This is a genomic window from Ciceribacter sp. T2.26MG-112.2 (assembly GCF_900492205.1).
GTDB lineage: Bacteria > Pseudomonadota > Alphaproteobacteria > Rhizobiales > Rhizobiaceae > Allorhizobium > Allorhizobium naphthalenivorans_A.
The window spans coordinates 303,163-322,628 of sequence record NZ_UEYQ01000004.1; the positions used below are offsets into that span (position 1 = coordinate 303,163).

A 19,466-nucleotide genomic window follows, 5' to 3' on the forward strand; every position below is an offset into this window, starting at 1 on the left:
TGTCCTTCTCGCGGCTTGGCTCAGAAGCTCTGTCCGATGCCGGCATAGATGCCATACTTGCTTCCGCCGTCGTAAGGGTCGAGCGGCATGGCAACGTCGAGGCGCAGCGGCCCGAACGGCGTCAAGTAGCGCAGGCCGATGCCCGCTCCCATGCGGATATCGGAGAAATCAGGGTAATTCGCGGCAGTCACCGAACCGATGTCGAGGAAGGGAACGATGCCGATCGTTTCGGTGACGTTGACCCGCGCCTCGAACGAACCGAGCGCATAGGCCCGCCCGCCTGTCGCATCGCCTGACGCATCGAGCGGCGAGATTTCCTGATAGGCATAGCCGCGCACCGATCCGCCGCCGCCGGCGAAAAAGCGCCGCGTTGCCGGAATGGCTTCAAGATCGCCCGCGCCGACCAGCATGCCCGCGGAGAGCTTTGCCGCCAGCACCACCCGGTCCTCGAGGCCAAGACTGTAATAGCCCGAAAGCGCGCCTTCGAAGCTGGAGAAAAAGGTTTCGCCGAGGATCTCGTAGCTCGGAATGGCGCTCAAGGTGGCGTTGAAGCCTTCCGTCGGGTTGAGCTTGTTGTCGCGGGTGTCGCGGCTATAGCCGAGCGGCAGGCCGAAGGTCAGGTAGGTATTGTTGCCGAAGGCGTCGTCGATGTCGTCGTAGCCGAGCGAGACGCCGGCCGTCACCTTGTCGTAGTCGGTGATCTCGTAGGCCAGCGCGACCTTGCCGAGGACAGAGGCTGCGTCATAGGATTCGGTCGTCAGCGTCGTCCCCTTGATGCTCGCCTCGAGCGTCGCCGAGGGGAAGAAGGCGCCGGGCTTGATGAAGGTGATGCCCGCGCTGTAATCGAGGTCCTCGACGCCGCTCCAGTCGCCCAGCCCGCCGACCTTGCCTTCGAGCCTGAGTGATTCCGCCTGTCCGAACAGGTTGCGATGGCCCCAATAGCCCTCGACGCCCAGTCCGTCGATCGACGAGAAGCTGGCGCCGACGCCGAAGTAGCGGTGCTTGCCCTCGGCCACGACGATTCCGAGCGGCAGCGAACCATCGGCGGCAAGCCCATCCGCCTCGTTGATCGTCACGCTGGAAAAGGTGCCGAGTGCCCGCAGCCGCTCCGCCGCCTTCTTCAATTGTTCCGGCGAGTAGGCCTGACCCTGGCGCAGCCGCGAATAGCGGGCGATGAATTCCGGATCGACCTTTCGCGCACCCTTGACGGTGACCTCCCCGAGCGGCGCGACCGGGCCGGCCTCCACCGCGAGCACGACGTCGACCGTCTGCGTCTCATGGTCGGCGACAACATCGCGGCGTGCGAGCACCGCCAGCGGCCGCCCTTCGCCCTTCAGGTCTTCGACGATCTTTTCGCCGGCTTTCAGGATGATGAGCGAGCCGGCCGGACCGCCCGGCACCAGGTCGTAGACAGAGGGATCGAGGCCGGCGGCATCCCCCTGCAGCGTGACATTGCCGAGCGAAAACGCCGGGCCCGGATCAACCCGGACGACGACCGGAATCGGGCCGTTGCGGGCAAAGGCCGGAATGGGCGGCAGGGCGTCGATGTCCCGGCCGTCGATCGTGACACTGACCACGCCGCCATAGCGGGAATTCTCGTAGAGGGTGGCGATCAGCCTGTCGCGATCGTCGCGCGCCTTGATCACCAGCCCCAGGTCGCCGGAGACGGGCGCGTCTTCGCTGCGCAGCAGAAGCGAGGTTCGCTCCAGCGCCTCGGCGAGGTCCTTGTCGGCGCCGTCGGTATCGAGGGTGATGCTGTAGCGGACCGGATCGATGACGTCGTTGACCGCCTCGTCCTCGCCGAAGATGGTGATGCCGAAAATCTTGAAGGCGTAGGCTTCGCCGGTCAGCACGGGCGTAAACGCCATGCTCAGTCCCAGCCCGAGTGCGGTGCCGGTCCTCCGAAACGCAAGACTCATGTTCGGTGATATCGGATTACTCGGCATGCACACATTTGCTCGTTGCGGTCAGTTCGCTTCGCCCCCGCTGTCGAGAGCAAGTCGAGTTTAATCGCAATTTCGCTGAAAAGGATAATTATTTTCGAAAGGTGCACGCAAATGGAGGTCCCGGCGTAGCCGCCGGAACCTCGCTTTCATGCGTATTAGTAACGACGCGGGCAATCGTCGATGTAGCGGCGGCCGTAGCGGTCGCGATAGTAGCACTGGCCGGGCTGGTCGGCGACACTGCCGATCACGGCGCCCGATACGCCACCGATTGCCGCACCAACCGCCGCACCGCGCACGTCGCCGGTGATGGCGCCACCGATGATGGCACCCGATACGGCGCCGATGCCGGCGCCCTTTTCGGTCTGGGTGCAGCCTGCGACCGACAAGCCGATCAGAGCGAGCACGAGAACTTTCTTCATGATGTTTCTCCACTGTTTACGCGTCCGGCTGGGCCGGTACATGTCTTCTCCGCCTTGACGCCGTTGGGCGTTCTTCTTGGCGGTCGCGGCTTCAGAATAGCCGGCAATTCGCGAAAGTCCACGAAATAGAAAGTCGAATATGGGGCTCCACTACACGCTGTGCGTTGCGTCACAGTAAAAACCGAATTTATGCTGCGGCGCGGAATACAAAAATCCATCCGGTCGCAATCTGCCTGTTGATCGGCCGAAGAAAAAGACAAATGATAGCCCTCGTGTCCGGGAGAGACACGAGGAGGAACAATATGGCAAAAGTAACGCTGACGGTGAACGGCCGGTCGGTGAGCGGCGAGTGCGAGGATCGCACTCTGCTCGTCCATTTCATTCGCGAAAAACTTGGCCTCACCGGAACCCATATCGGTTGCGACACGACCCAGTGCGGTTCCTGCGTCATCCATATGGACGGCAAGTCGATCAAGAGCTGTTCCATCCTGGCGGTGCAGGCTTCGGGCTCGACCATCACCACCATCGAGGGGCTGGCGAGCAATGGCGAGCTGCATCCCGTCCAGGCGGCGTTCAAGGAGCATCACGGCCTGCAATGCGGCTTCTGCACGCCGGGTATGGTGATGACCGCGGTAGACATGATCGGCCGTCATGGCGGCAATCTCGACGAGGCGACCGTTCGCCACGAGCTGGAAGGCAATATCTGTCGTTGCACCGGTTACCACAACATCGTCAAGGCGGTGCTTTCCGCCAATGCCGAGATGCATGGCGGTCGCCAGGCAGCCGAATGAGGCGCTAACGAAGCAACAGGCAGTAGGTCGCAGCGGCCCATCTCGCCCACGGTTTCTACTGCCACTGCCACTGCCACTGCCTACAGCCTACTGCCTAATATCCCCTATCTCTGGAGGAGAAGACTATGGGAGTTGAAGGAATTGGTGCGCGCGTGACGCGCAAGGAAGACAAGCGCTTCCTGACCGGCAAGGGCCGGTATACGGACGACATGGTCGTTCCGGGCATGAAATTCGCCTCTTTCGTGCGTTCGCCCTATGCGCATGCCAAGATCAAGGGCGTGGATGCGTCGGCCGCCAAGGCCATGCCGGGCGTGATCGACGTGCTGGACGGCAAGCAGCTGCTGGCCGACGGCATCGGCAACCTGATCTGTGGCTGGATGATCCATTCCAAGGACGGTACGCCGATGAAGATGGGCGCCTGGCGCCCGCTCGCGCATGACACGGTGCGCTATGTCGGCGATGCCGTGGCCATCGTCGTGGCCGACACCTATGGCGAGGCCTGCGATGCAGCCGAAGCCGTGGTCGTCGACTATGAGGAGCTGCCGGTGGTGACTGAGGCCGTGACAGCGCTCGAGCCGGGAGCGCCGCAGCTTCATCCGGAAGCACCGGGCAATCTGATCTTCGACTGGGAAATCGGCGACAGCGCCGCCGCCGACCGGGCGATCGCTTCGGCCGCCCATGTGACCGAGATCGAGATCCATAACAACCGCCTCTCGCCCAATCCGATGGAACCGCGCGCCACGCTCGGCATCTACGACGCGGCCGAGGATCACTATACCTGCTACACGACATCACAGAACCCGCATGTCGCGCGGCTCGTCATGAGCGCCTTCTACAATGTCGCGCCGGAAAACAAGCTGCGCGTGATCGCGCCGGATGTCGGCGGCGGTTTCGGCTCGAAGATCTACATCTATCCCGAAGAGATCGTCTGTCTGTGGGCCTCGAAGAAGACCGGCGTTCCGGTCAAGTGGACGTCCGACCGCACCGAGGCCTTCCTCACCGACGCCCATGGCCGTGACCATGTGTCGAAGGTGAAGATGGCCTTCGACAAGGACAATAATGTCATCGGGCTGAAGGTCGACACGATCGCCAATCTCGGCGCCTACATGTCGCTCTTTTCCTCGTCGGTGCCGACCTATCTCTACGCCACGCTGCTGTCGGGGCAGTATGCGATCCCGGCGATCCACTGCAATGTCCGCACCGTCTACACCAACACGGTGCCGGTCGATGCCTATCGCGGCGCCGGTCGCCCGGAGGCGACCTACCTGCTCGAGCGCACCATGGAAACGGCGGCGCGCGAACTCGGGGTCTCTCCGGCCGAACTGCGCCGGCAGAACTTCATCCGCACCTTCCCCTACCAGACGCCGGTCATCATGAACTACGACGCGGGCAATTACGAAGCCTCGCTCAAGGCGGCGATGGGGGCTGCCGACTGGAACGGCTTCCCGGCTCGCAAGGCGGAAGCGGCCAGCCGCGGCATGAAGCGCGGCATCGGCATGAGCTGCTATATCGAGGCCTGCGGCATCGCGCCGTCGGCTGCGGTCGGTTCGCTGGGGGCCGGCGTCGGCCTGTGGGAATCGGCCGAGGTGCGGGTCAATGCGGTCGGAACGGTCGAGGTTCTGACGGGTTCGCACAGCCACGGCCAGGGCCATGAAACGACCTTTGCCCAGCTGGTCTGCGAGCGGCTCGGCGTGCCGATCGACAATGTCTCCATCGTCCATGGCGACACCGACAAGGTGCAGATGGGCATGGGCACCTATGGTTCCCGCTCGGGCGCCGTCGGCATGTCGGCGATCGTCAAGGCGCTCGACAAGGTCGAAGCCAAGGCGAAGAAGATCGCCGCGCACCTGATGGAAGCGGACGAGAGCGACATCGTCATCGAGAACGGCGAACTCAAGGTTGCCGGAACCGACAAGTCCCTGCCTTGGTTCCAGGTGGCGCTTGCAGCCTACACCGCCCACAACCTGCCGGGCGGCATGGAGCCGGGCCTGAAGGAGGGCGCCTTCTACGATCCGTCCAACTTCACCTTCCCTGCCGGCTGCTACATTGCCGAGGTCGAGGTCGATCCGGAAACCGGCAAGACCACGATCGTCCAGTTCGTCGCCGCCGACGACTTCGGCAATATCATCAACCCGATGATCGTCGAGGGCCAGGTGCATGGCGGCATTGCCCAAGGCGTGGGCCAGGCGCTGCTGGAAGGCGTGCGCTACGACCCGACCACCGGCCAGCTGCTGACCGCCAGCTACATGGACTATGCCATGCCGCGCGCCGACGACCTGCCGTCGTTCAGCCTGTCGCACCAGAACACCCCGTGCCCGGGCAATCCGCTGGGCATCAAGGGCTGCGGCGAGGCCGGCGCCATCGGTTCACCGCCGGCGCTGATCAACGCCATCACCGATGCCATCGGCACCAACAACCTCAACATGCCTGCGACCCCGCTTGCCGTCTGGTCGGCATTGCAGGCGGCCGAGTAAAGGGAGGACGAAGCATGTTTCTCTATTCGACCAGCTATCATCGCGCCTCCACCGTCGAGCAAGCCGGAAGCCTGCTTTCGGGGGCTTCCGACGGCAAGTTCGTGGCGGGCGGCCAGACCTTGGTCGCCGCCCTCAAGCAGCGTCTCGCACAGCCATCCGATCTCATTGATCTCAGGCACATTCCCGCGCTCAAGGGGATTTCCGTCGACGGCCACATGGTGACGATCGGCGCGGGCGTCACGCATGCGGAGGTTGCCGGTTCCGGGCTGATCCGTTCCATCTGCCCGGCCGTTTGCCATCTCGCCTCGTTGATCGGCGATCCGCATGTCCGCCATCTCGGAACGATCGGCGGTTCGATCGCCAACAACGATCCGGCGGCCGATTATCCGGCCGCCATGCTCGGGCTCGGTGCGACCATCGTCACCGATCGCCGGCAGATCACAGCCGACGACTTCTTCGTCGGCCTGTTCGAGACCGCGTTGCAGGAGAACGAGATCATCACGGCGGTCAAATTCAATGCCCCGGAGCGGGCCGGCTATGCCAAGTTTGCCAATCCGGCATCGCGGTTCGCCATGACCGGTGTGTTCGTCTCCAAGGGGCCGGCCGGCGTTCGTGTCGCGGTGACGGGGGCCGGCTCCAGCGGGGTGTTCCGTCATGAGGGTCTGGAGGCGGCGCTTGCCGGCAATTGGTCGGCCGATGCACTGACAGGTGTGGCCATCGATCCGACCGATCTGATGTCGGATCTGCACAGCACCGCCGAATACCGCGCCAATCTGGTGCGAGTGATGGCGAGGCGGGCCGTCTCCGCCTCCTGAGGAAAGCGGAGAATCGCCATGCGGGAGAAGGGCGGCTGCGGCCGTCCTTTTTTCCCGTAGCTTGACGCAGATCAAGTTTGCTTTCGGCCCGATCGGCTAGCAAATGGCTGGAAGAATTCCAAGATTGCGCCATTTGTCGCAGTTTAGAATGAATTTACAGTACCGGGGTTGACCGAACGCGCGTTGGATCTCAAAAAGGGCTGAACAGACTGGAGTTGGGAAATGGATTTCGAGGCGTTTTTCAAGGGCGAATTGGAAGGTCTTCACGAAGAGGGCCGTTACCGGGTTTTCGCCGATCTTGAGCGACAGAGGGGCAGTTTCCCCCGCGCCACGCGCTATACCGAAAACGGCACCCAGGATGTTACCGTCTGGTGTTCCAACGACTATCTCGGCATGGGTCAGAATGCCGGCGTGATCGAGGCGATGAAGAACGCCATCGATCACTGTGGAGCGGGTGCCGGTGGCACCCGGAATATCTCTGGCACCAACCACTACCACGTCCTTCTCGAGCGCGAACTTGCCGATCTGCACGGCAAGGAATCGGCGCTGATCTTCACGTCTGGTTATGTTTCCAACTGGGCGGCCCTCGGCACGCTCGGCCAGAAGATTCCGGGCCTGATCATCTTCTCCGACGCGCTCAACCATGCTTCGATGATCGAAGGCATCCGCTATTCGAAGTGCGAACGGGTCATCTGGAAGCACAACGACGTCAAGGACCTCGAAGCCAAGCTCGCCGCCGCCGACCCCAAGGCGCCGAAGCTGATCGCCTTTGAATCGGTCTATTCGATGGACGGCGATATCGCGCCGATCAAGGAAATCTGCGATCTTGCCGACAAGTACGGCGCGATGACCTATCTCGACGAAGTGCATGCGGTGGGCATGTATGGCGCCCATGGCGGCGGCATTGCCGAGCGCGAGGGCCTGATGGATCGGCTGACGGTCATCGAGGGTACGCTCGGCAAGGCGTTCGGCGTGATGGGCGGCTATATCACCGGCTCGGCCGCACTTTGCGACTTCATCCGTTCGTTCTCTTCGGGTTTCATCTTCACCACGGCCCTGCCGCCGGCACTGGCCGCCGGTGCGGTCGCCTCGATCCGCCACCTCAAGACCAGCCAGATCGAGCGTTTCGCCCATCAGGAGCGTGTGCGCCGCCTGCGCTCGATGCTGGATGCCCGCGGCATTCCGCATATGCCGAACCCGAGCCATATCGTTCCGGTGATGGTCGGCGATGCCGCCAAGTGCAAGTGGATCTCCGACCTGTTGCTCGACAACTATGGCATCTACGTTCAGCCGATCAATTATCCGACCGTTCCGAAGAAGACCGAGCGCCTGCGCATCACGCCGACGCCGCTTCATTCTGATGGCGACCTGGAACACCTGGTCGGCGCATTGCACCAACTCTGGTCGCGTTGCGCGCTGGCTCGTGCCGTCGCCTGAGGCGAAGGGCGGGGCTTCTAGCCAGCAAACGCTCTATCTGTCGATTGAAGGAACCGCCTGCTGGTCAGGCGGTTTTTTCGTGCGCCGCGATGATCTCGCCGGCGACCTGGCGCGCCTCGGCATCGGCGGTAAACACCTCGGCAATGGTGCCAGCCGCTCCGCAATCGATCAGGCGGTCCATGACTTTCTCGACGATGTCGGCCATGTCGAGGAAACCGATCCTCTCCTCGATGAAGGCGTTGAAGGCGGTTTCCTCTGCGGCGTTCATGATTGCGGCCTGCAGGCCGCCGCGGGTGAGCGCCGTGCGCGCAAGCCGGAGTGCGGGGAAGCGGGTCTCGTCGGGCGCCTCGAAATCGAGGCGCGACAGCTTGTTGAAGTCGAGTCGGTCGACATTGAGAGCCGGTCGTTTCGGATAGGTCAGCGCATAGCCGATCGCCGTGCGCATGTCGGGTGCGCCGAGTTGGGCGATCACCGATCCGTCGCTATAGCCGACCATCGAGTGCACGATCGATTGCGGATGGACCACGACCTCGATCTGCTCGGGCGCAACCTCGAACAGGTGCTTGGCCTCGACCATTTCCAGCGCCTTGTTGAACATCGAGGCGCTGCCGATGGAGATTTTCAGGCCCATCGACCAGTTGGGGTGCGTTCTGGCCGTCGCGGCGGTGACGCCGGCCATCTGCTCGCGGGTGAAGGTGCGAAACGGCCCCCCCGAAGCGGTGAGGATGATCCGCTCCAGCGCCGGGCGCTGGCTGTTGTCGAGGCACTGGAAGATCGCGCTGTGTTCGCTGTCGACCGGGATCAGCCGTCCGCCACCAGCCTTGACCGCCTCGACGAAGAGCTGGCCCGCCGAGACTAGGCATTCCTTGTTGGCGAGCGCGATATCGGCGCCGCGGGCGGCGGCGGTCAGTGTCGGTCCAAGGCCGGCGGTGCCGACGATCGCTGCCATCACCCAATCGGCGTCGAGGCTTGCCGCTTCCTCCAGACCCGAGCGTCCGGCTGCCACATCGACGCCGCTCCCGGCCAGCGCATCCTTCAGCGTCATGTACTGGCTCTCGTCGGCCGTGACGGCGAGTTTGGCGCCCATGGTGCGCGCCTGCTCGGCGAGAAGCTCGATATTGCCGTTGCCGGTCAAGGCGCCGATTTCGAAGGCTTCGCGGCCGCCGAGCTGGTTGACCACGTCCAGCGTATTGACGCCGATCGAACCGGTCGATCCGAGGATCGTCAGACGGCGCGGCTGTGGCTTTTCGAGGGTCATTCGGGTTGTCCGGAAGATTGCTTCAGTCGCAGATGCGTCTACAAGGGATTGCTGAATGCGGCAAGCTTCGTATCCTGCGGCCTGTTGCCCAGAGTCACGCATGTCCGGAGGTTTTTGATGCAGGGTATGGTCGGGAGTCTGCGGCGCTATGGCCAGCCGTTGCTGGCGCTCGTCGCGCTGGCGACGCTGGCCGTGGGCGGCATCGCCTTTTTCACCGCGCAGATGGAATGGGCGTCCGGCCTGTGGTCTGTCGGTACGGCGCTCGTGCTCCTGGCGCTCTTGGTCGAGATCGTCCTGTCCCTCATGCAGGGCCATTTCGGCCTCGATGTCATCGCCGGGCTCTCCATGGGCGCTGCCCTTGCCTTCGGCGAGCCGCTGGCCGGCAATATTGTCGCCCTGATGTATGCGGGCGGGCAACAACTCGAGAACTTTGCCGAAGGCCGGGCCCGACGCGAAATGACGGCGCTCCTGGGACGCACGGCCCGCACCGCCATGCGCTACGCCCGCGAGGGTTTGGAGGAAGTGCCGATCGAGGCGCTTGCGCCCGGAGAGCGCATTCTGGTCCGTCGCGGCGAAGTCGTGCCGGTTGATGGGCGCCTGCTCGGAGCGCGGGCCGATATCGACATGTCCGCATTGACGGGCGAAGCCATGCCGGCGCGCTTTTTCACCGGCGACGACATGCCGAGCGGCGGCACGTCCATCGGCGCGGCCTTCGATCTCGAGGTGGTGCGCGCGGCCGCAGACAGTACCTATGCCGGGATCGTCCGGCTGGTCGAGCAGGCGCAGCAAAGCAAGGCGCCGATGGTTCGGCTCGCCGATCGTTATGCGCTGTGGTTTCTCGTCCTGACCGTGGCTATCGCCGGGACGGCCTGGTGGGGGACCGGCGATCCCTTGCGGGCGCTGGCGGTGCTTGTGGTCGCGACGCCCTGTCCGCTGATCCTGGCCGTGCCGGTCGCGATCATTTCCGGCATGTCGCGGGCCGCCTCGCTCGGCGTTTTGGTCAAGAGCGGCGGGGCATTGGAAAGGCTGGCCCGCGTGCGCATCGCTGTGCTCGACAAGACCGGCACCATGACAAGCGGTAAGGCCGGCGTGGTTGAGATCCGCACCGGCGGCGGGATCGATCCGGAAGAACTGCTTCGGCTTGCCGCTTCGCTCGATCAGGCCTCCAACCATGTCAGCGCCGAAGCCCTGGTCCGATCGGCGCGGGAGCGCGGCATGGCGCTGTCCACACCTGCCGACATCGTCGAGACGCCGGGCTCCGGCCTCGAGGGCCGGATCGGCGGCCGGTCGGTGGTGGTCGGCGGAAGCGACTTCGTGCGGGGAAAGTGCCGGTCGGGCAATCCTTATACCCTGGGCCGGGATCTCCCGCCGGGAACGGCGGTCGTCGCTGTCGGCCTGGACGGCGCCGTCGCCGGCATCATTCTGCTGTCGGACCGAATCCGCGACGACGCAAGCGAGGCGATTTCCGCCTTTCGTGCCGCCGGCATGACGCGTTTCGTACTCGCCTCCGGCGACCATTTCGATGCGGTGCAGGCCGCCGGCGCGCTCCTCGGCGTGGACGAGGCTCGCGGCGATCTGCTGCCGCCGGAGAAGGTGGCGGTGGTGATCGCCGAGCGTCGCAATGGCCCCGTCATGATGATCGGCGACGGGGTCAATGATGCGCCGGCGCTGGCCGCGGCCGATGTTGGTGTCGCCATGGGGGCGCGGGGGGCGGCTGCCTCTTCGGAATCGGCCGACATCGTGCTGCTTGTCGATCACCTTGGACGATTGCCCGCCGCCTTGCGGATCGCGCAGCGGACGCGGCTCATCGCCCTGCAGAGCGTTGTGGTCGGCCTGGGCCTTTCGCTGCTGGCGATGATTGCAGCCGCGTTCGGCTATCTTCCTCCCGTGCAGGGCGCGCTGCTCCAGGAATTGATCGATGTCGCGGTCATCCTCAATGCCCTGCGTGCGCTCAGCGTTCCCGCGAGCCTGCAACGGGGTCGGCAGAGTTAAGGCCGCAAACCTGAGGTTGTTTGCGGATTCCGAGGCTCGACGGGAACAAATCGGCGGGGAGTCGTGTTGGGAGGGTGTAAATTTCCTTTCCAACCAGGAGACACCCCCATGGCACAGAAGACTCTCGACGACCTTTTTTATGAGACGCTCAAGGACATCTACTATGCCGAGCGCAAGATCCTGAAGACCCTGCCGAAGATGGCCCGCGGCGCCCAGGATCCGAAGCTGAAGGCCGCTTTCGAGAAGCACAAGGAAGAGACCGAAGGCCAGATCGAACGCCTGCAGCAGGTGTTCGAGATCATCGGCAAGCGTCCGCGCGCCAAGACCTGCCCGGCGATCGACGGCATCATCGAGGAAGGCGAGGAAATCATGGAAGATTTCAAGGGCGCTCCGGCACTCGACGCCGGCCTTCTGGCTGCCGCTCAGGCGGTCGAACACTATGAGATCAGCCGCTACGGCACGCTCAGCGCCTGGGCCAAGCAGCTCGGCCTGAAGGATGCGGCCAAGTTGCTCGACGAGACGCTGGCCGAGGAGTCGAAGACCGACGACGCGCTTTCCAAGCTTGCCGAAACCGCTGTCAATGCGGCTGCCGGCGAAAAGAAGGCGGCCTGACCGCAGTAGACTTCGCGGGCTGGCAACTGTCTGGTCCGGGAACTGTTTCATACGACGCGGTGAGAAAATCTCGCCGCGTCGTCTTTGGAGGAAGCTTCGCGCAGGCAGGTTATTGCGCCTACCAACCGTAGCTCGAGATTGGTCCACATTCGACGAACCCCGGCGAGGTTTCGCACGAACCATCGCTGTCATCTCGGCAAAGGCGCGTCACTGTCGTCGCATTGTGGCTCAATACACAGCAATCGGGCTATCGCAGGGACCGTGTGCATGCAGGATTCCGTTCACCTCGACCATGCCGTCCAGATTGCCGCCGACGCGCATCAGGGGCAGCTCGACAAGCTGGGTCGCCCGTATTTCGAACACTGCCAGAGGGTCGCGGCGTCGATGGTCGACGAGCAAGCCAGGACCGTGGCTTACTTGCACGATGTCGTCGAGAAGGGGCGCAACTGGACGCTCGACCGCCTCAAGGAAGAGGGGTTTGCACCGCCAATTATCGCGGCCGTCGACGCACTCACGCGGCGACCGATGGAGCAAGACGAAGCCCTCGTGCGTCGTGCCGGAGCCAACCCGTTGGCCCGTCGGGTCAAGCAGGCCGATCTGGAAGACAATCTCTGGCAGGCTGAGATGGCGGGCCGGGAAAAGGGCAAATACGAGCGTGGCCTGGAGATCCTCAGCGGTACGGCCAGTCCTTGAACCGGGTGGTGATGGCTTCTCCCGACGGTGCCGTTTGCCGCATTTTACTGAATTTCTTAAGCGTTGAGCAAGTTGGACGATCTAGCCTTGCAAGGGGGGGCGAAGGAGATCGAGGCATGACCACGCGGCTGAAGGCGATCATCTTTGCGATCAACATCTCCATCCTTCTGTGGGGCACCGTGATCGGCTCGGTCCTCTGGTTCTTCTCGGACGGCGAGATCTTCGATCGTCGAACCACCGCCAGCATTTCCGACCGCCCCTGAACACATGTTTGCTGGTGACGGAGAATTTCGTCGCGAGCTCCAATCTGCTCCTTAGACAAAGGCGCCCGTGGTCGGATCGTAACGCTTACCCCCGGCGATCAGGGCGAGTTCGATCAGGTCGTCCTCATCGTGAATGCCGTTCTCGTACAGATAGACCACGAATGCTGTCGCATTCTCGACGCGGCCGGCGTCGGATGAGATGGACGCCTTTCGATTGATCTGCCGGATCGCCCGCTCGACGGGATCCGCCTTCTTCACCGAGGATTCGGGGAACGTGAATGCCATGGCTCCCTCCCGTGTTGGCGACCCGGTCTGCAACCCGGGCCGACTTCCTTGAAGGATCATCGGCATTTCGAGGCTGAATTCAACCCTTTAATGGCAGGGGTTAGATGGCCAATCTATGCCATCCGCACTCTCGTCAATGAACGTGACAAAGAGGTATGCGGAGCCCTCATGATCTCCGGCGATCCGTGTGATTAGACCTTCTCGACTTTTGTCAAAAGGGCCTTGCTTCCTCCAAATCCAAGATCAGCCAAATAGCGATGGTAAGCCTTTGCTGTTTCGGTCTTTATTTGCGGGGCCGCCATGGGAAGCGTTTCGTCATTGATCTCCGTATAGGAAGAAACGAAAAAATAGCGCGGTGACAGCATGTGTTCTCCGCAATGCAGCATTGCCGAGTTCGTGATTAGCACGTCGCCAGGATCAGTCGCGACCCAGACAATATGTCTGTCGATTTCATCGACTTTGGCAAAATTCTTAGTTTCCCTCAGCTTGGTCAGCTCTGACCGATGGGTGTCAAACCATTCGATGGGTTGCTTGAGACCGATACGCTTGCTTTGCTCGGCGAACTTCTTCTCGTTATGCGAGAACGGAATAACACCGAGCATGCCCCCCTGCATGTTTTCGGCGGCGCAATAGTGCAAAACGCGGACAATCCTCTTTTGCGGATCACTGACGTGATACGCAGATCCGGTTTTCTCGCAAAGTTGCCGATAGTCGCGATGCAGGCCACGCGCGCTGTAATGTGCCGCAACCGAGCTGCCGAATTCTGTCGCGTTGGGGCCGAGGATTTTCTGAACGGCTTCCCGGACGGATTTGTTGGCGGCATAAGGCCAGAAGCGCTTGTCATTCAAGACTGGAGCCCCCCCGGTGAAGCCCTTGCTCGTCCCCTTGAATACCTCACGAAAATCCAGTGGCTTGAGCTTCGAAAACTCCACGCAGAGCTTGTGCAGAGCTTCACTTTCCTTCGGTGAATAAACACCGCGCACCTTGACGAGGCCAAACTTGTCAAACAGGCTTGCGATCTCTTCGGGGGGCGTTGATGCGTCCGCGACGCCGAAGGTGGGAATAAACCCAAAGGGATTGATGCCTCGCGACAGCTCATCAAAGCAATTCCCAATGCGGCGGCTTGCCCTTGCCGAGGGGACTACATCCTGGCGCCCAGCGATTTCTTCCGCATTAGTCAATGCCACAGGCTTTCCTCCTAAAGTTTTCTTGATGAGTGAAGTCAGAGCCACAGACTTTCCTCCCGGGGAGTTCACAATCCACGGTAGCCTAAAGCTGGTCACGTGAATGCGTCAAGCCCTGTTGGCGAATGGAAGCAGCAGGTGCCATCCCATCTTATCAGAAAGGTACAAGATCAGCTTGGACGCATTGGTGATCCCGGCGCGATTCGAACGCGCGACCCCCAGATTAGGAATTAGCTGCTAGCTGCTACCATTCCCTCCCATTTTGCCTCACAGAGCGCCCGGATTTCGCCCTATTTCCTTGACTTTACCGGGTATGGTGGGCGATGTTAGCATCAGATTATAACGCACACTACCACGTCACTTTGTCACCCCTGCGTTACCCTGAGGAAGCTATGGCCAAGGCCCTGACCGTGAAATTTGTTGAGGCAGTCAAGCCCGCGTCCGTCCGTCGCGAGATTCCAGACGGCGGCTTGCCGGGGCTGTATCTCGTCGTTCAGCCTTCCGGCGCGATGAGTTGGGCGATACGTTACAGGGCCGGCGGAAAGCCACGTAAGATGACGATTGGCGCTTATCCGGTCTATGGGCTTGGAACGGCCCGCGAAGCCGCCGGAAAGGCTCTTAGGGCGGTTTCTGAGGGGCGCGACCCCGGCGAGGAAAGGAAGCTGGCCAAGCGAGCTAGGCCAGATAGTCAAAACCTTATCGGGGCGGTCCTGAACGATTTCATTTCTCGGCATGTTGAGGCAAAGAACCGGGCCAGCTCGGCCAAGGAAAGCAAGCGCCTTATCGAGGTTGAGATTCGGCCGCGTTGGGGTAACAGGCCCATTCAATCCGTCACCCGGCGCGACATCATCGAGTTTCTTGACGAGATTGCGGACCGTGGCGCGCCCGTTACTGCAAACCGTGTCCATGCGCTGCTGCGCAAGTTTTTCAATTGGGCAATCGAGCGCGACATTCTCCAGACTACGCCAGTTGCGAACGTGAAGGCCCCCACGGCGGAAGTGTCGAGGGACCGGGTTTTGTCCCATGAAGAGATCCGGCTTGCATGGCTTGGCGCGGAAGCGATCGGATGGCCATTTGGCCCCATGGCCAAGGTGCTGCTGCTCACTGGCCAGCGCCGCGACGAAGTGGCGTCTGCTACGTGGGATGAGTTCCAGCTAGACGGCCCGGCCCCATGTTGGATCATTCCGAAAGAGCGCGCGAAGAACAATCAAACCCACGTCGTCCCATTGTCGCCGGCTGTTGTCTCGATCCTGAGGGAGCTACCGCGCCTCAAAAGTAAGCGTGGGTACGTGCTGACGACGACGGGCGAAACCCCGATCAGCGGTTTCTCTAAAGCGAAGGCAGCTCTTGATTTAGAAATGCTCACAATCGCCCGTAGAGAGGCCGTAGAGCGCGGCGAGGACATTTCCGGTATGACCCTAGCCAAATGGCGTATCCACGACCTGAGGCGCACCGCTGCAAGCGGTATGGCGGCACTAGGTCAGCCGGTCCATGTGGTCGAGGCGGTGCTAAATCATCGCAGCGGCGCAATCAAAGGTGTGGCCGCGATCTATAACCGGCACGACTATCTAGAGGAAAAGCGGCGCGCGCTTTCCGCCTGGGCGAATTTTGTCATGGGGATTGTTGAGCAAAAGGAGGCTGGAAACGTTATTCCGATTGATCGTGTTCAGGCTTGAAGAATGCCGCCTTCACGTTGGTTAGAAGTTTCTCGGCTTCCTCTAAGCTTTCGCCCTGCCTCAACACGGACCACGCCGCGTGCGCCTCAAGTGCGGTCCTTATGGTCTTGTCCCGTTCTTCCTTGCTCTTTCCAGAGTAGTTAGCGCCGGCAAGCGCAATCATCAAATCCAGAAAATACGGATCGACGTGAAGCGCCATTTGGCAAAGCCGGCGGATGGCTTCGGCGCGCGACCTAAGCCTATTGGCAAAGCTCCAATCGTCAATTTGCCGCGCCTCCCGCTCGGAAAGCATCATTTGGAATTTGATGGTTTTCAGTTCGTCGGCCATGTCTCACCCTTTTTCATTTCCCCTAAGTGACCAAGTCTTTGCGGACAAGATGGGGAACTGATGGAAGTTCCGTTGCACCCATTAGCTAGCGATGGTATATCGTGTTCTATCACTAATGGAACTGATGGAGATCCGATGCAACAAGCTTTTCTGACTAGGCCGCAGGTCAAGCAGCGGTACAGCATTTCCGAAATGACGCTTTGGCGCTGGGAGAACAGCGAGACGCTGGAGTTTCCTAAGCCTATCGTGGTCAACCGTCGCAAGTTCTTCCGCGAGGAAGATTTGACCAATTGGGAACGCGCCCGCGTCAAGGTGTCTGCATGACAGCACCCCTAACCGGGAAATCGCCATATGAGGCCGCGTTGACGGAGCTAGCGGCGTTTAAGTTCGCCTTGATAGAAACCGCCGCCGCAGACCCGAAACTGCACGGTTCGCCGTCTCTGGCTGTTCTGGTGACGTATCTAAAGTTCATGACGATCGACAGGCAGACGTTGAAGCCAACTCTGGTCTACGCATCGAATAACACGCTGATGGCCCATGCCGCGATCAGGTCGAAAACGACAGCGGCCAAAGCGCGCAAATTGCTGGTTAACAGCGGCTACCTAAAGCCGGTGAAATCGAAGACTAGCGACGGATGCGAGAAGTTCAGGATTGAGAACACGCGGGCCGACCATGTGAGGGCGCATATTCATGAGGCGCTTGCTTTCCATGCTGAACAGGACGTTTTCAGGAAGGCTGAGGAAAGACGGCGGAAGGCAGTCAATGAGCGCGGGGTACCAAATATTAATACCCCTTCCGATGCTGAGGGTGCCAATGTTTGTGACGACAGGGTACCAAACTTTGATACCAATTACCTTAGAGGAAACCTCAAAGGTTATATCTTAGGAAGGGAAAGCTCTTATCAGGATCTAGCCGATTCAGAGCCTCAAGAGCCTAATTCCTACATTTCGGCCCAATCGGGCGACGAACTGAACGAACCTTTACCCATTCCAGAAAACGACGCGGAAGCGGAAAGCATGGTCGCCATGATTTGCGAGGGTGCTTCCGTGCATCCGGCAATGAAGGTGCGCATTAAGGCCATGCTGACGGATGGAATCCTGACGCCGCGCATGATCGACGGAATGCTTAGCAATCTGAGGAAGGAAACAGCGGCGTGAAGCAACTCGATCTTTTCACATGGGCCGACAACAAGCCTTCGAACGTCATTGATGCGCGCTGGAGATTTGAGGCGAAAGTGATTGCTCTTGTCGAGGGCATGATTTCCGGCCGAATGCCTCCCAAGCGCGACGGGCAGCTTATAGCTTCACCGATCAAGCGGCGCGAAAACCCCGGAGAGGCGGCATGAGCGAAAACCGCACCCGTCAAAAGAAATGGAAAGATGCGCACCCGCTAGAGGTCCTGGCACATCAGTATGTCAGATCGGCCCTTCGGCGCGGGCTTCTGTCTAGAGAACCTTGCGAGGTCTGCGGCGAGGAAATCGTAGACGCGCACCATGATGACTACGAACAGCCGCGCAAGGTCCGCTGGCTATGCCGACTCCACCATAGGCGCCACCACATTCTCAAGCGCCGCGATCCTGGCACGTCGTCTTGAAAGACAATCAAGGTTTTCAAGCTCGCCGAAATGCCGAATTGTTGGACACCTTAAAAAGGCGAGATGAATTTCGCGACCAAGTACGCGCGCCCGCGCGAGGTGTCACGGAATGACACCACGGATGCTAACAAATGTTAACCTCGCGGCAATTTCCCGACACCACAAAGCACCGCTAATTTTGTCAGGCCCTAAAGGCCAGAAAAATCAAGGGCAGGTGGCAACGACCGTTCAACGGCTGTTAAACGGCCCGCCATTCGGACAATCCAGACGCCTGAACGCGCGAGGCAAGGTTTTCCCTACATCACTACGCGCGGGCTGATGCTGTAGAATGCTAAGGTTTCTTGCCAGTCACTACGCGCGCACGCCTCAAGATTTTGGTGAAGTCACAACGCGCGGGCAAAGTATTCCCCACTTCAAAACAGGCCGGTAACATTCGGTAGCTTCTGATACACTATCAGGGGCACAGTATGCTTTTACGTAGCGTTTCCAGTCTGTTATGGTGCTGTTGTTCTGGTTTTTATCGACCGGGTAACAGCCGGGTAACGGAAGGCGCAAGATTTGACCGTGAAAGCCATCACAACGACGTTTGAGCCCGATTGGGACGCCAAGCACCGCAAGGCGCTGGAGCGGCTGGAAGAGTTGCGCCAACAGCGGGGCGTTGCCCTGATGGAGGGAAAGACCTTTGACAATCGCCTAATCAACGTCGCCGAATCTGACGTGGACGCTTTCGCCGCAGCGCGTGAGGAATCCGTAAGGCGGCAGCGTGAGAAGGCCGAAGAACGCTTTCGCATCCATACAAACGATCAAAAGACAAAGCTTCTGGAGGTGGTGGAAAGTCGCCAGAAGTCTATCGAGGATGCGGAAGCGGCCCTTAAGGCGCTTGCTGACGCGCTGGAGCGGTATCTCTCCACAAGCAAGGAAGCCTGCCAGCTCATAAACGGCCTTGGCGGCTCGTTCAGCACGATTTCTGACTACGAGGTAAGGCGACGTGCGGCGCTCCGCATTTCGCTCGCCATGAAGCCTATCACAGGCACGGCAAGCCGCTTTGGCGGAATCGATTTCATCAACGTATCACCGGCCTTTGTCCTGGGTGACGGGACAAGTCCGCATCATTCGTGGGCAGAAGCCGACGCAATCAAGATCGCGGCCGATGTGGCTAAGGTCCTTCAAGAGAAAAGCACAGATGAGCAACATTGAACCACATGAAGAAATGCGGAAGCTGACGCCTGTCAGCCCGGCTGACGTTCGGGTTAACTACGCTGGCTTCGTCTTCCGCGAATTGTTCATTCGCCTACCGCGTGGCGTGATTGCCGACGACCTGAAAGAGCCTTCGCTTTGGTCGCGTACTCAAAATTCCAACAACTCGGCGCTGAAAAAGTTCGATCGCGTTCTTTTGGTTTCGTTTGACGAAAGCTGGATTGCCGAAGCCGTAGTGGACGGCGCGACAGACGCGGGCGCATCACTCGCCAAACCCCGCATTACGCACCTCAAGGAACGCACCGAACAGCTATTCGGCGACGGAACATATCAGGTCGAATTCAACGGTCGAGGCTATCACGTCGTTCGCCTACGTGACGGCGTAAGCATGTCTGACACACTGGCAAACGCTGCCCTTGCGGAAAGGGCTCTTGCCAGCCTTTACCCGCGACGCGCCGGGTAAAACCGTGCGCTGGCCGGCCCGGTAATGCCTCGCTGGGCCG

The 19,466-nt window shown here is 60.9% G+C and carries 20 protein-coding genes; 14 read left to right on the top strand and 6 right to left on the bottom strand.

Annotation, left to right across the window (positions count from 1 at the left end):
- Positions 1-20 precede the first annotated feature (20 nt).
- Both DYZ14_RS09265 and DYZ14_RS09270 read right to left on the bottom strand, forming a co-directional pair.
- Positions 21-1,946, bottom strand: a complete 1,926-nt coding sequence (locus DYZ14_RS09265; protein WP_445292364.1) for an autotransporter assembly complex protein TamA — start codon at positions 1,944-1,946, stop codon at positions 21-23.
- 155 nt (positions 1,947-2,101) lie between these two features.
- On the bottom strand, positions 2,102-2,365 hold the full coding sequence (locus DYZ14_RS09270) for a YMGG-like glycine zipper-containing protein (protein WP_115670331.1): 264 nt from the start codon (positions 2,363-2,365) through the stop codon (positions 2,102-2,104).
- Between the two features lie 302 nt (positions 2,366-2,667).
- Here DYZ14_RS09270 and DYZ14_RS09275 point away from each other — a divergent pair, with 302 nt between their 5' ends.
- From DYZ14_RS09275 to hemA, 4 genes are all read left to right on the top strand, one after another.
- A complete protein-coding gene (locus DYZ14_RS09275; RefSeq protein WP_115670330.1) occupies positions 2,668-3,156 on the top strand; it encodes a (2Fe-2S)-binding protein in 489 nt (162 codons plus the stop codon).
- Positions 3,157-3,281: 125 nt separating this feature from the next.
- Positions 3,282-5,630 (top strand): xanthine dehydrogenase family protein molybdopterin-binding subunit, encoded by a 2,349-nt coding sequence (locus tag DYZ14_RS09280; protein WP_154720395.1) that lies wholly within the window; start codon positions 3,282-3,284, stop codon positions 5,628-5,630.
- A gap of 14 nt (positions 5,631-5,644) precedes the next feature.
- Entirely contained in the window at positions 5,645-6,445 is an 801-nt protein-coding gene (locus DYZ14_RS09285) for an FAD binding domain-containing protein (RefSeq protein ID WP_154720396.1), read from the top strand.
- Between the two features lie 222 nt (positions 6,446-6,667).
- Positions 6,668-7,882, top strand: a complete 1,215-nt coding sequence (hemA, locus tag DYZ14_RS09290) for a 5-aminolevulinate synthase (protein WP_154720397.1) — start codon at positions 6,668-6,670, stop codon at positions 7,880-7,882.
- A 64-nt stretch (positions 7,883-7,946) separates the two neighbouring features.
- Here the strand turns inward: hemA and dxr are convergent, their stop codons facing one another.
- Positions 7,947-9,140 (bottom strand): 1-deoxy-D-xylulose-5-phosphate reductoisomerase, encoded by a 1,194-nt coding sequence (gene dxr, locus DYZ14_RS09295; RefSeq protein ID WP_154720398.1) that lies wholly within the window; start codon positions 9,138-9,140, stop codon positions 7,947-7,949.
- Between the two features lie 117 nt (positions 9,141-9,257).
- Between dxr and DYZ14_RS09300 the strand changes: the two genes are divergently transcribed.
- From DYZ14_RS09300 to DYZ14_RS09315, 4 genes are all read left to right on the top strand, one after another.
- The gene (locus tag DYZ14_RS09300) at positions 9,258-11,132 is read left to right on the top strand and encodes a heavy metal translocating P-type ATPase (RefSeq protein ID WP_232365483.1); all 1,875 of its coding nucleotides are present in this window, start codon (positions 9,258-9,260) and stop codon (positions 11,130-11,132) included.
- A 108-nt stretch (positions 11,133-11,240) separates the two neighbouring features.
- Positions 11,241-11,744 carry a YciE/YciF ferroxidase family protein gene (locus DYZ14_RS09305; RefSeq protein ID WP_154720399.1) on the top strand — a complete coding sequence of 168 codons (504 nt, stop codon included), beginning with the start codon at positions 11,241-11,243 and terminating at the stop codon, positions 11,742-11,744.
- 267 nt (positions 11,745-12,011) lie between these two features.
- Positions 12,012-12,437 (top strand): HD domain-containing protein, encoded by a 426-nt coding sequence (locus tag DYZ14_RS09310; RefSeq protein ID WP_154720400.1) that lies wholly within the window; start codon positions 12,012-12,014, stop codon positions 12,435-12,437.
- Positions 12,438-12,553: 116 nt separating this feature from the next.
- Positions 12,554-12,700, top strand: coding sequence for a hypothetical protein (locus DYZ14_RS09315; protein WP_154720401.1), 147 nt, complete (start codon positions 12,554-12,556; stop codon positions 12,698-12,700).
- A 51-nt stretch (positions 12,701-12,751) separates the two neighbouring features.
- Here the strand turns inward: DYZ14_RS09315 and DYZ14_RS09320 are convergent, their stop codons facing one another.
- Complete coding sequence (locus tag DYZ14_RS09320; RefSeq protein WP_154720402.1) at positions 12,752-12,985, bottom strand: hypothetical protein; 234 nt, start codon at positions 12,983-12,985, stop codon at positions 12,752-12,754.
- 191 nt (positions 12,986-13,176) lie between these two features.
- The gene (locus tag DYZ14_RS09325; protein WP_154720403.1) at positions 13,177-14,217 is read right to left on the bottom strand and encodes a hypothetical protein; all 1,041 of its coding nucleotides are present in this window, start codon (positions 14,215-14,217) and stop codon (positions 13,177-13,179) included.
- A 344-nt stretch (positions 14,218-14,561) separates the two neighbouring features.
- On the opposite strand from DYZ14_RS09325, the gene DYZ14_RS09330 reads away from it, so the two are divergent.
- On the top strand, positions 14,562-15,845 hold the full coding sequence (locus DYZ14_RS09330) for a tyrosine-type recombinase/integrase (RefSeq protein ID WP_154720404.1): 1,284 nt from the start codon (positions 14,562-14,564) through the stop codon (positions 15,843-15,845).
- Here DYZ14_RS09330 and DYZ14_RS09335 read toward each other — a convergent pair.
- Positions 15,817-16,173 (bottom strand): hypothetical protein, encoded by a 357-nt coding sequence (locus DYZ14_RS09335; RefSeq protein WP_154720405.1) that lies wholly within the window; start codon positions 16,171-16,173, stop codon positions 15,817-15,819. The two genes, DYZ14_RS09330 and DYZ14_RS09335, sit on opposite strands and share 29 nt — an antisense overlap.
- Positions 16,174-16,308: 135 nt before the next feature.
- Here DYZ14_RS09335 and DYZ14_RS09340 point away from each other — a divergent pair, with 135 nt between their 5' ends.
- The 5 genes from DYZ14_RS09340 to DYZ14_RS09360 all read left to right on the top strand — a co-directional run bounded on the left by DYZ14_RS09340 (position 16,309) and on the right by DYZ14_RS09360 (position 19,426).
- Positions 16,309-16,497: a helix-turn-helix transcriptional regulator gene (locus tag DYZ14_RS09340; RefSeq protein ID WP_154720406.1), complete on the top strand. Its 189-nt coding sequence runs from the start codon at positions 16,309-16,311 to the stop codon at positions 16,495-16,497.
- A complete protein-coding gene (locus DYZ14_RS09345) occupies positions 16,494-17,330 on the top strand; it encodes a hypothetical protein (RefSeq protein WP_154720407.1) in 837 nt (278 codons plus the stop codon). Before DYZ14_RS09340 ends, DYZ14_RS09345 begins: the two co-directional genes overlap by 4 nt.
- Positions 17,327-17,518, top strand: a complete 192-nt coding sequence (locus DYZ14_RS09350) for a hypothetical protein (RefSeq protein ID WP_154720408.1) — start codon at positions 17,327-17,329, stop codon at positions 17,516-17,518. Before DYZ14_RS09345 ends, DYZ14_RS09350 begins: the two co-directional genes overlap by 4 nt.
- 812 nt (positions 17,519-18,330) lie before the next feature.
- Positions 18,331-18,963, top strand: coding sequence for a hypothetical protein (locus DYZ14_RS09355; protein WP_154720409.1), 633 nt, complete (start codon positions 18,331-18,333; stop codon positions 18,961-18,963).
- Positions 18,950-19,426 (top strand): hypothetical protein, encoded by a 477-nt coding sequence (locus DYZ14_RS09360; RefSeq protein WP_154720410.1) that lies wholly within the window; start codon positions 18,950-18,952, stop codon positions 19,424-19,426. Before DYZ14_RS09355 ends, DYZ14_RS09360 begins: the two co-directional genes overlap by 14 nt.
- Positions 19,427-19,466 lie beyond the last annotated feature (40 nt).